This window comes from Sanguibacter massiliensis (assembly GCF_900240335.1).
In the GTDB taxonomy this organism is placed as follows: domain Bacteria; phylum Actinomycetota; class Actinomycetes; order Actinomycetales; family Cellulomonadaceae; genus Flavimobilis; species Flavimobilis massiliensis.
This window is the reverse complement of the sequence record NZ_LT964979.1, coordinates 2,805,610-2,818,520: the sequence shown is the minus strand read 5'-3', so window position 1 is coordinate 2,818,520 and position 12,911 is coordinate 2,805,610. Positions and strand designations below refer to the sequence as shown.

The window sequence follows — 12,911 nt, the reverse complement described above, 5'->3', positions numbered from 1 at the left end:
CTCACCAGCGTGCGACGACGTTCGAGGTGCCGACGTCGGTGACGTCGGGCGTCGTCCCGGCCCAGTACACGCAGTTGATGTCGCCGGAGACGCTGAGGGTCGTGAGCGTGTCCGTGAAGACGGTGACGCCCGTGCCGAGGACGCGGAGCTCGGTGACGTCGTCGGCGACGACAACGCCCGCGTCCATCTGGACAGTGAGCAGGTCGCACGGCCCCTCGACGCGGACGTACGCGCCGTCGGTGTCGAGAACGCGCGTCCCGTCGCACGCGACGGTCGTCGTCACCTTGCTGAGGATGTCGTCGCGCTCGGCCGCAAGGTCCGGGTCGGTGACGGCGGGGGCCTCGCCCCGCCCTGTCGGGTCGTCGGAGGTCGCCGGGTCAGGGGTCGCCTGGTCAGGGGTCGCCGGGTCAGGGGTCGCGGGGTCAGGGGTCGCGGTCGATGCCCTCGGCGCGGCGGGCTCCGTCGGCCCGGACGTCGCCGTGCCGGCTGCCGGCACCGTCGACGACGGGCCGGGAGCGGCCCCGTCGGTGACCTCGACGCCGCATCCGGCGAGGAGGAGGAGTCCTGCGAGAGCGAACGGCAGGGCGCGGACGGCGGGGCGCGTGGCGCGGCGGTCGGTGAGGTGGCGGTGCATGGTGGGTCCTCCGGTCGAGGGAAAGTTGACGGGCGGCAGAGCGGGACTGAGGCGGGTCTGATGAGGGCCGAGGCGGGTCCGGCGCAGGCCGGGCCGGGTCCGGCGCGGGCCGAGCGCGGGCCTCCTCACGACGACGGCACGAAGATCTCGACGCGTCGGTTGAGCTGGCGTCCGGCGGGGTTGTCGGCACCGTCGAGCGGGTTGGGCGCGACGGGGCGGGTCTCGCCGTAGCCGGTCGCGGTGAGGTCTGCGGTGACGCCGCGGCCGGTGAGCGCGGCGACGACCGCGTCGGCGCGGGCCTCCGAGAGCCGCTGGTTGTAGTCCTCCGACGCGATCGCGTCCGTGTGCCCCGCGACGACCGCACCGGGCACCTTCGCCGTCGTGAGCGCCGTCGCGACGGTGTCGAGCGCGTCCGCGGCGTCGGCGCGGACGTCGCTGCGGTCGAAGTCGAAGAGGACGGCCGCGTCGAACGTCAGCGTCACGCCGCACGACTCGATGGGGGCGAGCACCCCGAGCGGCGGGAACGCACCGAGCGGTGCGACCGGGGGCAGCGGCTCGGCCGGCACGGTGACGGGGCCGCCGTCGGCGGTCGTCACGACGGCCTCGCCGTCGCCGTCGTTGCTGATCGTCAGGTGTGCGTCGCGGTACTCCCCCGAGCCGTCACCGTAGTTGCGGATCGTCACGGTGCCGTCCGCGAGGAGGCCGGCGCCGTCGCCGTAGTTGCGGATGCTCGTGCTGCCGTCGGTCCACGACCCGGCGCCGTCGGCGAGGATCCGCACGTTGACGCGGGCGTCCGTGTACTCGCCGGTGCCGTCACCGTACGCGCGCACGGTGACCTCGCCGTCGGTGTACTCCCCGGCGCCGTCGCCGTAGGACCGCAGGCGGCGGCCCCCGTCGGTGACGGTTCCGGAGCCGTCGCCGTAGTTGCGCACCGCTCCGTCGGGACCGACGTAGTTCCCGGACCCGTCCCCGTAGAGGCGGGCTGTCCGGTCCCCGACGACGACGTCGCCCGCGGCGTCGCAACGTGCGGCCTCGGCGGTGACGCCAGGGATCTCGGCGACGGCGCGTGCGAGCTCGGCCGTGACGTCCGGGACGGACGTGTCGAGCAGCGAGAGGTCCGGGAGGACGAAGAGCGGCACGGGCGGGATCTCACCGGCCGCGTAGCCGGGCACGGCGGGCACGTTCGCGCCCTGCTGGGCGGTCGTGGACGTCGCGTCCGGCGTCGGTGCGTCCGGCGTCGCGGTGGAAGAGGCTGCCGACGCCGCGACCGGGACCGTCGGCATCGTGCCCGACGACGTGCCCGGCTCCTGGGTGGAGGTTCCTGCCGAGCACCCGACCAGCGCGAACGCGAGGAACGGGGCGAGTGCGAGGGCGGTGCGCTTCGTCATGTCTCGATCCTAGGAAGGAGATGTCGCACGCGCGTGGCGAGCGTGTCGCAGTCTCGCGACACGACAGCGCAGGTCAGACGATGCTCGGAGGGGCGTTGCTCGGCACGGCCCTTCTCAGCGCGGCGCCGCCGCGATCGCGTCGACCGCGCGCGCCCACGCGCCCGACTGCTCCTCGGCGGACAGCGCGCGCGCCGCGGCGTGCGAGGCCGCCTTCCAGCGGGCGACGTCGTCGGGCGTCACGTCGTCGAGCGCGGCCGCGAGCGCCTCCGCGGTGTTCGCGGACGCGACCGCGCCGAGACCGTGCTCACGCACGAGCCGCGCCATCTCCGGGTTGGGCCCGATGACGAGGCCGAGGCGCGCCTGGACGAAGTCGAAGATCTTGTTGGGCAGCGCCATCGCGTTGTTGCGGTTGACCTCGGGCAGGACGTAGATGCCGAGGTCGTACGCGGCGAGGGTGTCGCCGAGCTCGGCGTACGGCACGGGGTCGTGCACGGTGACGCGCGCCGAGCCTGCGGTGCGGGCGCGCAGGTCGTCGACGTAGGCGGGGTCGTTGCGCACGAGGAAGAGGTCGAGGGTGCAGTCGAGGCGCGTGCGCTCGGCCGCGTCGACGAGGTGGTCGAGGAACCGGTTGGCGAGCCCTGCGCCGGAGTGGACGAGGCGCACGGGGGCGTGCACGGGCCCGGGCTCGCGCTCGGCGTAGGGGGCGGCGTTGACGACGACGCCCGTCGTGAGCCCGTACTCCCGTTCGTAGGCCTCGGCGATGCCGGGAGCGACGGTCGTCACGGACGCGGCCTGCGTGACGAAGCGGCGCAGGAGCCAGCGCACGTAGGGCGCGACGAAGATCCGCCAGCGCATCAGCTCCTCGTTCTGCGCGGGCGCGTACTCGTGGAGGTCGGCGTGCACGGCGGCGCGCCCGGACGCGAGGCGCGGGGCGACCTCGAGGGCGAGCGGCACGGCGTCGACGTCGTCGGCGAGGACGACGTCGAACGTCAGGCCCGCGAGCAGCGGGCGCGCGGCCGCGACGGCCGCGTTGCGCGCGAGCACGGTCGCGTGCCGGAACGTGAGGAGTGCGAGCGGGTCCTTGCGCCAGTACACGGCCTCGTCGGGCACCTGGAGGTGCCGGACGACGCCCTCGGGCGCCGGACCGTACCCGCACGTCGTCACGTCGTAGCGGTCCGCGAACAGGCGGACCTGCTTGAGGACGCGCGCGTCGGACGCGATGGGCGAGAACGAGAGGACGAGGAGCGACGGGCGGGTCATCGGGCACCTCCTGCGGCACGCGCCGCGATCGCGTCGACGGCACGCACCCAGCCCGCGGTCTGCTGCTCGGCGGACAGCGGCCCGGCCGCGGCGTGCGCGGCCTGCTTCCATCTCCGGACGTCCGCGGCGGTGAGCGCGTCGAGAGTGTCGGCGAGGTCGCGCGCGGTGTACCCGGGGGTAACGGCTCCGAGCCCGTGGCGGCGCACGAGCGCCGCCATCTCCTCGTTCGGCGAGACGACGATCCCGAGGCGTGCCTGGACGAAGTCGAAGAGCTTGTTCGGCAGGGCGCGCGCGTAGGACGCGTTGACGGGCGGCAGGACGAACACGCCGACATCGAAGCCCGCGAGCGTCGCGACGAGGTCCTCGTAGGGCACGGGGTCGCGCAGCGTGACGCCCGGGATGTCAGCCGCGAGCACGCGCAGGCGCGCGAGGTACGCCGGGTCGTTGGCGGTGAGGAAGAGGTCGAGCGTCACGCGGGTGCGGGTGAGGGCGACTGCCTCGACGAGGATCTCGAGGTGCCGGTTGGCGAGGCCCGCGCCCGAGTGGACGAGCCGCAGCGGGGCGTCGTCGGCCACCGTCGTCGGCTCGAGGTCCGCGAAGGGCGTCGCGTTGACGACGACGCTCGCCTCGAGCCCCGCGTCCTCGGCGTAGCCGCGGACGAGGCCCTCGCTCACGGTCGTCACAGAGCGCGCGCGGGAGACGAAGCGCCGGGCGAGCCACCGCTCGTAGGGCGCGATCCGACGCGTCCACGCAGGGCTCTCGTCGTGCAGGCGGGTCGAAAGCTCGTGGAGGTCCGCATGCACCCCGAGGCGCGGCCGCAGCCGCAGCGCGAGCGGCACGGACTCGACGTCGTTCGCGAGGACGACGTCGAACGCGCCACGGGCGAGACCGGCCTCCGCGAGCGCGCGCGTCGCGCCGACGACGGCGGGCGTGCGCCGCTCGACGAGCGAGTACGCGCGGAGCGTGATGAGGCGGCCGTCGAGCGCGAGGCTCGCGTGCTCGGCGGCAATCTCGACGTGCCGGACGCCGTCGAGACCCGGTCCCGTCGGGGCGGGGCCGAAGCCGCACGTCGTCACGTCGTACCGCTCCGCGAAGAGACGCACCTGCTTGAGGACGCGTGCGTCGGACGCGATCGGCGAGAACGAGAGGATGAGAAGGGAGGTGCGGGGCACGGGACCTAGTCTCTCAGCACAGCGCGCGGGACGGGTGACGACCGGGTGACGCACCTCGACGGGACCCCACGCCCCTGGGGGACGTCGTCACGCTCACGCGTCCGCGGCCGCCGCGACGCCGCAGAATCCGGCGAGCGCCTCGGCGCTCGCGCGCCCGTCGTGCAGGGCCTGCACGAAGGTGGGGCCGTCGGTCCACGCGCGCTCCGCGACCGTCGAGCGTTCGTCGAGCACGTGCGTGAGCACGTCCTCGAGCGTGTCGGGGGTCGCCTCGAGCACCGGGAGCGCACGCCCCGCGCGGGCTTCGACCGCCTCGCGGACCTGGTCGGTGACGTGCGCGACGACGACGCGACCGGCGGCCATCGCCTCGCACGTCGCGACGCCGTAGGAGCCGAGCGCGAACTGGTCGAGGACGACGTCCGCGTCCCGGTAGACGTCGCGCATGCGTGCGGCGGGCACACCCGTGACGCGCCGATAGTCGATCGTGCCGCGCGCGGCGAGCCGCTCGAGCACGGGCTCGATCGCGGCGGTGCCCTTGACGGGTCCGTTCGTCGGCGCGTGGACGACGACGGGCACGGGACGTGCGAGCGGCGGCGCGTCGGTCGCCCAGAGGTCGGGGTCGACGACGAGCGGCAGCCACGTCGCGGCGGGGCGGTCGCGCAGGAGGTCAGGCGTGGAGACGAACGTCGGGACGCCGCTCGCCTCGAGCTCGTCGAGACGTCGGTTGTGCTCGGGCGCGGAGATCGCCAGCAGACGCCCGGTCTCCCACGCGGTGTCGCGGAACGGTGACCACGCGGTCGCCTCGAGGTGCCGCGCGGGGTCGCGCACGTCGCTGCCGTGAGCGACGTTCCCGACGACGAGACCCGACGCCCGCAGGTCGGCGATCTCGCGCCACACGCCGTTGGGCTCGCGCGCGGTCGCGTCGAGCGTGCCGAAGAGCGGCCGGCACGCCTCGACGAGGACGTGGCTGAAGCGGCCAACGTAGCGCCGCTGCGCGGTCTGCCAGCGGTGCGAGCCCGTGTAGACGGCCTGGGGTACGCGGACGTCGGTGGGGAAGTTGAAGCCCGCAGGGGGCTCGGCGGTCATGGCGACGGCGCCGACGCCGGGGAGGAGCTCGGCCGCACGGGCCCACGCGGTGCCCTGCCCGGCGTAGTTCGCGGGGCCGACATAGAGCCGCACGGGCGCGCCGGGCACGGGCGGGTTCGCGGGGACGTCGCCCGGTGCCCACGGCCGCAGCGACGGTGCGACGGCACGGACGAGCCCGTCGGGCGCGCGGCGCACGACGGCCGCGGCGACGCGCGACAGGGCGGGAGGGAGGTTCACCACGGGAGTCGGTATCTCACGTAGCGGGTCGCGGTCGACTCGGGGTCGAGGAGGTCGGGCAGGTCGCGGGGCACGAGCGTCGTGAGGCGTCCGGCGCGGGCGCGCGCGACGGCTGCGGCCGCGAACCCGCCCGCGGTTGCGGGGCCGCCGTCGTCGCTGCCGACGGGCAGGCGCTCGTCGTCGCCGGTCCGGGCGACCCAGGCGCGCCCCGCGACGACGCGCAGTGCAGCGAGGTCGGCGCGCGCGAGGGCGTGGAGCGCGGTCGGCGCGGCCTCGAGCCACGCGCGTGCCTCGGCGCGCAGCGCAGCGGGGCCGTCGTCGTCCCAGGCGTCGGCTGACTGCCGACGCCCGAGCGCACCGAGCACGTGGACGCGCAGCACCTTGATCGCGAGCGCGCGCCGCTGCGAGGGACGCAGCTCGCCGGGCAGGCCGACGGTCCGCAGCCGGGTCACCGCGGCGAGCTCGTCGGCGACGGGCCGCCGGGCGCCCGTGACACGGTCGGCGGCGTCCGCACCGACGACGTACGCGGGGGCCGACGGCAGCATGTCGATGCGCGCGTCCGAGCACCACAGGCGCGCGGAGAGCTCGAGGTCCTCCCCCGTCGCGAGGCCCTCGGTGAACGTCAGGCCGAGCCGCGCGAGCGTCGAGCGCCGCAGCAGCCCGAGCGGCGCGGAGCGGTAGAGGAGCCGATCGGAGACGGCGTCGAGCGGCGTCGTCGCGCGCGGGCCGGGGCGGCCCGTGCCGCGCCGCACGAGCGGGTTGCGGAGCACCTGGCCGCCCTGGCGCAGCGGCGCGAGGACGACGTCGGAGCCGCGCTCGCGCGCGACGTCGAGCCAGGCGCGCACCGCGCCGGGCTCGAGCGTGTCGTCGGATCCCATGACGGCGACGTACTCGGCGCGCGCGTGCGCGAGGCCGTGGTTAAAGGGGCCTGCGGGGCTGCGCACGTGGTCGGAGTACCCGAGGACACGCACGTGCGGGCGCTCGTCGGGCGTGAGCGCGAGGGCGTCCTCGACCGTGGCGATGCCGAGGTCGTGCGCGACGACAGTGACGCGGACAAGCCCCTCGGAGCCGTCGAGGACGCTGCGCACGGCGCGCGCGACGGGTCGCCGGGCGTCGTGGACGGCGATGATGAGGTCGACCGCGGGAACGAAGGTGGACGCGTGCACGTCACCCATCCTGCCGGACGCCGCCACCGTCGTCCTCGGCCGAAGCTGTGGGCAGGGCCGCGAGGCCTGCGAGCGCCGCCTGCTCCTGGAAGTCGGGCACCGCCGCGACGAGCTCGTCGAACGTCCCGCGCGCCGCGATCGTACCGTTGGCCATGAAGCACACGAGGTCGGAGTGCCGGATCGTCGAGAGCCGGTGCGCCACCGAGATGAGCGTGACCTTGCCCCGCAGTCCGGCGATCGCGGCCGCGACGGACGCCTCGGTCTGCGTATCGAGGGCGCTCGTTGCCTCGTCGAGCACGAGGACGAGAGGGTCGGAATACAGGGCGCGCGCGATGCCGAGGCGCTGCCGCTGCCCGCCCGAGAGCGCCATGCCGCGGTCGCCGATGCGGGCGTCGAGCCCGCCCGCGCGCGCCTCGACGACGTCGAGGAGCTGCGCGCTCGCGAGGCATGCGCGTACCTTGTCGCGATCGAGGTCGTCGGTCCACGTGAGGGCGACGTTCTGCGCGACGCTCCCGTCGAACAGCGCGACATCCTGGGGCACGTAGCCGACGCGGGCCCGCCATGCCGCGAGGACGTCGGCAAGGTCCTGGTCGTCGACGCGCATCGTGCCGGACTGCGGCACGAGGAGGCCGAGGAGCACGTCGACGAGCGTCGACTTGCCGGCGCCCGACGAGCCGACGAGCGCGAGCGAGGAGCCGAGCGGCAGGTCGAGGTCGACGTCGTGGATCGCCTCGGTGTGCGAACCGGGGTACGTGAAGCCGACGCCACGCAGCGTGAGGCGCGCAGGCTCGCCCGCGAGCGGTTCCCGCCCGCCGGTCTCGGCGGCGCGGAGGTACCCCTCAGCGGCCTCGATGTCGCCGATGACGGCGGTGACGTTGGGGATGTTCGCGGCGGTCGTCGCGACGACGGCCTGGAAGCCCGTGATCGCGGGGACCATGCGGAAGCCGGCGACGCCGAACATCGCGAGCGCCCCGAACGCGGCGCCCGGCCCGTCCATGAGGTAGGCCGCTCCGCCGACGAGGAGGAACCCCCCGACGATCGCGGTCTCGACGACGTAGCGCGGCACGGCCGCGAGGAACGAGAGGTTCGCGCGGGCACGGACGGTGTGGGCGCGGTTGGCGCGGACAACGTCGGCGACCTCGCCGGCCTTGTCGCGCAGCGTGATCTCCTTGAGTGCGCCGACCATCTCCGTCATGAGGCGCGCGACGCGGAAAGAGTAGTCGCGGTTGACGCGTCCGGCCTGCACGGAGCGCCGCGAGACGACGCGGTAGAGCAGGAGCCCGACGAGCCCGAGGTAGACGAGCGTGATCGCGGCCGTCACGGGCTCGGTGACGACGAGGACGAGGAGCACGGACGCGAACGTCGCGGCGAGCGCGGGCAGTCCCGCGACCGGCAGGAGGAAGCCGGCGGTCGCGTTGGCGATGCCGACGTCGGCGAGCCGCACGAGCTGCGACGTCGAGCGTGAGAGCCGGTCGGTCCACGGCGCGCGGATGTAGGCGTCGAAGAGGCGGTCGCCGATCTCGAGCTCGTAGACGGCGAAGCGCCGCGTGACGATCCACTGGAGGGTCACGGAGAGCACGCCCTTGAGGAGGATGAGCCCGGAGACGATGCCGATGACGGCGACGTTCCCGAGCGCCCCGACGAGCGGCAGCGACGCGTCGTCCCCCGCGAGCATCGGCGCGAGCGAGACCGCGAGAAGTGCGAGCGCGGCGACGTCGAGCAGCGAGAGGCACGCGTTGGCGACCATGTAGGTGCGCAGGAACCGCTGCGCCCGGCCGGGCAGGAGCGGCACGAGCCGCCGCCAGGTGCGCCAGATGAGCTTCACGAACGTCCGTCCTCGCCCGGCGCGCCGGGTGCGCGGCCGTCGCGCCATCGTCGCACGTGGGCGGCGACGGTCGCCCCGACGTGGGCGACGCTCGCGTGCTCGCGGGCCCACGCGGCGAGGCCCGCGGCGCGCTCGCCGCTGGCGGGGGCCTCGAGCGCGGCGATCATCGCGGTCGCGACCTCCTCGACGTCGTACGCGACGGCCTGCCCGAGCTCGTGCTCGCGGACGAGGGGGACGGCGGGTCCGGGTCCGGCGAAGACGACGGGCGTGCCGCACGCGGCGGCCGCGAACGTCTTCGTCGGCAGGGCGAGGTCGTAGCCGACGCCGGGACGCACGGAGACGAGCGCGGCGGCGGCGTGGCCGATCCATGCGGCGGCCTCGGGTGCGGGAACGACGGGATGCAGGTGGACCACGCCGGGCACGAGCTCGTCGGCGAGGGCGCGCAGCGTCTCGAAGTCGGAGCCTTGGCCGAGGATGACGAGCTCGGCGTCGGGCACGGTCTCGCGGACGTCGGCGAGGGCGCGCACGAAGACGTCGGCGCCCTGCCATGCGGACGTCGTGCCCGCGTAGACGAGGTAGCGTCCGGGGGCGCCCTGCGGGCGCGGCAGCCCTGGCCGGAAGACGTCCGTGTCGCCGCCGTTGCGGACGACGAGGACCTCGGGATGCCGCGCTCGACGACGCGTCGCACCGCCTGCGACGAGCGCCTCGACGCGCTCGGCGACGTCGGGCGAGACGGCGACGACTCCGCGCGCCCCGCGCATCGCCCAGCCCTCGACCGCCGCGAGCAGCCGCGTGACGAGCCCGGGAACCGAGCCGTCGCCCGCGGTCGCGTCGGACCACACGTCGGCGGCGTAGTAGACGTACGGGAGGCGTCGGACGGCGCACGCGACGCGGACCATCGCGCCGGTCGTGGGCGGGGGCTCGGCGACGACGACGTCGGGGCGTGGCACGGCGAGAAGCCGCACGAGCAGCGGCACGTCGAACGAGAGGTACGGCAGGTAGCCGCGCACGTAGCCCGTGCGGTCGCGCAGCACGGGGGCGCGTTCGACGCGCACGCGCGCGCCGCGCAGGTCCTCGTCGGCGTCGCGCGCACGCTCGCGCTCGGAGCGCCGCGCCCACGTCGTCAGCACGGTGACGGCGTGGCGCTCGTCGGGCGCGGCCGGGTCCGGGGAGCCGAGGGCGCGCGCGAGCGCCTCGAGCCGGAAGGACGCGGCGGCGGGCTCGGGCGCGAAGATCCGCGTGGCGAGCACGGTGTGCCGCCGGACCTCGCGGCGACGCGCACCGCCCGACGCGGGGGCGCCGACGGGCGCCGCACCCGAGGGTGCGGCGCCCGTGCCGTCGGTGTGCGTGCCATCGTCGCGCGCGGGAACCGTCACAGGCGGACGGTCTCCTGCGTCTGCGCGGAGCGCTTGGCGGCTTCGGCGACGCGCAGCGTCGCAAGACCCTCGGCCATCGACACCGTGCGGTTCTCGCCGCCGAGCACCGCGTCGCGGAACGCCTCGAGCTCGGTGCGCAGGGGCTCGCGCTTGGCGATCGCGTAGCGCGTGACGTCGCCCTCGGCGACACCGCGGAACGCCGCAACGGCGTCCCATTCGGTCTGCACGCGGCCGTTCTCGTAGAACGTCACGTCGGCCGTCGCGGTGTCGGCGATGAGCGTGCCGCGCTCGCCCGCGACGACCGTGAGGCGCTCCTTCATGGGCGAGAGCCAGTTGACCGTGTGGTTGACGTTGACGCCGTTCGCGAGGCGGCCGGTGATGAGGACCATGTCCTCGTGCTCGCGGCCCGAGCGGAACGACGTCTGCGCCGAGACGGTCGTGTACGTCGACTGCGCGGCCCACGCCGTGAGGTCGATGTCGTGCGACGCGAGGTCGAGAATGACGCCGACGTCCGCGATGCGTGCGGGGAAGGGGCCCTGGCGGCGCGTCGAGATCTGGTAGACCTCGCCGAGCTGCCCGTCGGCGATGCGGCGACGCACCTCCTGGATCGCGGGGTTGTACCGCTCGATGTGCCCGACGGCGCCGACGAGCCCGGCGTCGTCGAAGGCCTTCGCCATGCGCTCGCCCGCGGCGGAGTCGACCGCGACGGGCTTCTCGACGAGCGTGTGGACGCCGGCCGCGGCGAGCGTGAGCGCGGTCTCCTCGTGGAAGCGGGTCGGCACGGCGACGACCGCGAGGTCGATGCCCGCGTCCGCGAGCGCGGCCGCGTCGGGCAGGACCTCGAGCTTGCCGGCGACCCGGAACGGGTCGCCGCCCGGGTCGGCCACGGCGACGAGGTCGACGCCGTCCATCTCGCGGAAGACACGCACGTGGTGGCGCCCCATGGCGCCGATGCCGATGACGCCTGCGCGAAGGTTCGCCATCACGCACCTGCCCCGACGACGGCCGCGACGGCGGCGACGATGCGGTCGAGGTGCTCGGGGGTGAGCGAGGGGTGCACGGGCAGCGAGATGACCTCGCGCGCGGCGCGCTCGGTCTCGGGCAGCTCGAGCCCCGGAGCGAAGTGCTCGAGGGAGGCGAGGCGGTGGTTGGGGATCGGGTAGTAGACGCCCGAGCCCACCTGGTGCTCGGCCTTGAGCGCGGCGACGACGGCGTCGCGCTCGGCGCCCGTCGCGCCGTCGAGGCGGATCGTGTACTGGTGGTAGACGTGCACGGCACCCTCGCGGACGGGCGGCACGACGACGCCAGCGACGGCGGCGAGGCCGGCGTCGAGGAACGCGGCATTGGCCTGGCGCTGGGCAGTCCACGCGTCGACCTTGCCGAGCTGAACGCGGCCGATCGCGGCGTGGATGTCGGTCATGCGGTTGTTGAAGCCGACGACCTCGTTCGCGTACTGCTTCTCCATGCCCTGGTTGCGCAGGAGGCGCACGTTGCGGGCGACGTCCGCGTCGGCGCACGAGACCATACCGCCCTCGCCGGACGTCATGTTCTTCGTCGGGTAGAGGCTGAACATTGCGAACGAGCCGAACGTGCCGACCTTCGCGCCGTCGAGGCTCGCGCCGTGGGCCTGCGCGGCGTCCTCGAAGAGCTGGACGCCGCGGTCGGCGGCGAGCTTCTGGAACGCGGGGGCGTCGAAGGGGTGGCCGTAGAGGTGGACGGGCATGATGCCGGCGGTGCGCTCGGTGATGGCGGCCGCGGCGGCGGCCGGGTCCATGGCGAACGTGTCGGGCTCGATGTCGACGAAGACGGGCGTCGCGCCGGTGAGGGCGACGGAGTTGCCGGTCGCGGCGAACGTGAAGGACGGCACGAGGACCTCGTCGCCGGGGCCGATGCCCGCGGCGAGGAGGCCGAGGTGGAGGCCCGCGGTCCCCGAGGACACGGCGACGCACTCACGGCCCTGGACCATGTGGGCGCCGAACTCCTGCTCGAACGCAGCGACCTCGGGGCCCTGCGCGACCATGCCGGACCGCATGACGCGGTCGACCGCGGCCCGCTCGTCGTCGCCGATGATCGGCTTCGCCGGGGGGATGAACTCCAGCTCGCTCATGCGTTCTCGACCTCTCTGATGGTGTCGCCGGCGGCCTCGTACAGCCGGCCGGTCGCGGGGCAGCGGAAACGGTCGCCCTCGGCGACCAGGGGGTGTCCGGCGTGGCCGACCCAGCCGACCTGGCGCGCGGGCACGCCGCGGACGATCGCGTGCGCGGGGACGTCGCGGGAGACGACGGCGCCTGCGGCGACGGTCGCCCAGGCGCCGATGCTCACGGGGGCGATGCAGACGGCGCGCGCGCCGATCGAGGCGCCGCGCCCGACGGTGACGCCGACCGCCTCCCAGTCGGACGCGTCCTTGAGGGACCCGTCGGGGTTGATGGCGCGCGGGTACTGGTCGTTCGTGAGGACTGCGGCGGGGCCGACAAAGACTCCGTCGGCGAGCTCGGCGGGCTCGTAGACGAGCGCGTAGTTCTGGATCTTGCAGTGGTCACCGAGGCGGACGCCGGTGCCGATGTAGGCGCCGCGGCCGACGATGCAGCCCTCGCCGAGGACGGCCTGCTCGCGCACCTGCGCGAGGTGCCACACCGAGCTGCCCTCCCCGATCGTGGCCTCGTCCGACACGTCCGCGCTCGGCGCGATGCGCACTGCCATTCCAGCTCCGTCCAGGGGTGACATGGGGGCGCGCTCGCGCGCCGGTCGAGGTGCCGACCTCGGTCAGACT

General features: G+C 74.8%; 11 protein-coding genes. All 11 read right to left on the bottom strand.

Features of this window, described 5'->3' with window-relative positions; translation table 11 throughout:
- Position 1: 1 nt before the first annotated feature.
- The 11 genes from C1729_RS12975 to C1729_RS12925 all read right to left on the bottom strand — a co-directional run bounded on the left by C1729_RS12975 (position 2) and on the right by C1729_RS12925 (position 12,841).
- On the bottom strand, positions 2 to 634 hold the full coding sequence (locus C1729_RS12975; protein ID WP_102510307.1) for a DUF3060 domain-containing protein: 633 nt from the start codon (positions 632 to 634) through the stop codon (positions 2 to 4).
- Between the two features lie 125 nt (positions 635 to 759).
- On the bottom strand, positions 760 to 2,022 hold the full coding sequence (locus C1729_RS12970; protein WP_102510306.1) for an OmpA family protein: 1,263 nt from the start codon (positions 2,020 to 2,022) through the stop codon (positions 760 to 762).
- Between the two features lie 114 nt (positions 2,023 to 2,136).
- Positions 2,137 to 3,282, bottom strand: a complete 1,146-nt coding sequence (locus C1729_RS14385; protein WP_129590760.1) for a glycosyltransferase family protein — start codon at positions 3,280 to 3,282, stop codon at positions 2,137 to 2,139.
- Entirely contained in the window at positions 3,279 to 4,454 is a 1,176-nt protein-coding gene (locus C1729_RS12960) for a glycosyltransferase (RefSeq protein WP_102510305.1), read from the bottom strand. Before C1729_RS12960 ends, C1729_RS14385 begins: the two co-directional genes overlap by 4 nt.
- A 93-nt stretch (positions 4,455 to 4,547) precedes the next feature.
- A complete protein-coding gene (locus C1729_RS12955; RefSeq protein WP_129590759.1) occupies positions 4,548 to 5,774 on the bottom strand; it encodes a glycosyltransferase family protein in 1,227 nt (408 codons plus the stop codon).
- Positions 5,771 to 6,940, bottom strand: a complete 1,170-nt coding sequence (locus C1729_RS12950) for a glycosyltransferase (protein ID WP_165375506.1) — start codon at positions 6,938 to 6,940, stop codon at positions 5,771 to 5,773. The genes C1729_RS12955 and C1729_RS12950 overlap by 4 nt, the downstream gene beginning before the upstream one ends.
- A gap of 1 nt (position 6,941) precedes the next feature.
- Positions 6,942 to 8,765 carry an ABC transporter ATP-binding protein gene (locus C1729_RS12945; protein ID WP_102510694.1) on the bottom strand — a complete coding sequence of 608 codons (1,824 nt, stop codon included), beginning with the start codon at positions 8,763 to 8,765 and terminating at the stop codon, positions 6,942 to 6,944.
- The gene (locus C1729_RS12940) at positions 8,762 to 10,141 is read right to left on the bottom strand and encodes a glycosyltransferase (protein ID WP_242493838.1); all 1,380 of its coding nucleotides are present in this window, start codon (positions 10,139 to 10,141) and stop codon (positions 8,762 to 8,764) included. The genes C1729_RS12945 and C1729_RS12940 overlap by 4 nt, the downstream gene beginning before the upstream one ends.
- Positions 10,138 to 11,124 (bottom strand): Gfo/Idh/MocA family protein, encoded by a 987-nt coding sequence (locus C1729_RS12935; protein ID WP_102510302.1) that lies wholly within the window; start codon positions 11,122 to 11,124, stop codon positions 10,138 to 10,140. Before C1729_RS12935 ends, C1729_RS12940 begins: the two co-directional genes overlap by 4 nt.
- Positions 11,124 to 12,248, bottom strand: a complete 1,125-nt coding sequence (locus tag C1729_RS12930) for a DegT/DnrJ/EryC1/StrS family aminotransferase (protein ID WP_102510301.1) — start codon at positions 12,246 to 12,248, stop codon at positions 11,124 to 11,126. The genes C1729_RS12935 and C1729_RS12930 overlap by 1 nt, the downstream gene beginning before the upstream one ends.
- Positions 12,245 to 12,841: an acyltransferase gene (locus C1729_RS12925; protein WP_102510300.1), complete on the bottom strand. Its 597-nt coding sequence runs from the start codon at positions 12,839 to 12,841 to the stop codon at positions 12,245 to 12,247. The genes C1729_RS12930 and C1729_RS12925 overlap by 4 nt, the downstream gene beginning before the upstream one ends.
- Between the last annotated feature and the right edge of the window lie 70 nt (positions 12,842 to 12,911).

Coding starts and splice junctions, on each gene's coding strand:
- C1729_RS12975 (WP_102510307.1), bottom strand. CDS start 634: ATGCACCGCCACCTCACCGACCGCCGCGCCACGCGCCCCGCCGTCCGC.
- C1729_RS12970 (WP_102510306.1), bottom strand. CDS start 2,022: ATGACGAAGCGCACCGCCCTCGCACTCGCCCCGTTCCTCGCGTTCGCG.
- C1729_RS14385 (WP_129590760.1), bottom strand. CDS start 3,282: ATGACCCGCCCGTCGCTCCTCGTCCTCTCGTTCTCGCCCATCGCGTCC.
- C1729_RS12935 (WP_102510302.1), bottom strand. CDS start 11,124: ATGGCGAACCTTCGCGCAGGCGTCATCGGCATCGGCGCCATGGGGCGC.
- C1729_RS12930 (WP_102510301.1), bottom strand. CDS start 12,248: ATGAGCGAGCTGGAGTTCATCCCCCCGGCGAAGCCGATCATCGGCGAC.
- C1729_RS12925 (WP_102510300.1), bottom strand. CDS start 12,841: ATGGCAGTGCGCATCGCGCCGAGCGCGGACGTGTCGGACGAGGCCACG.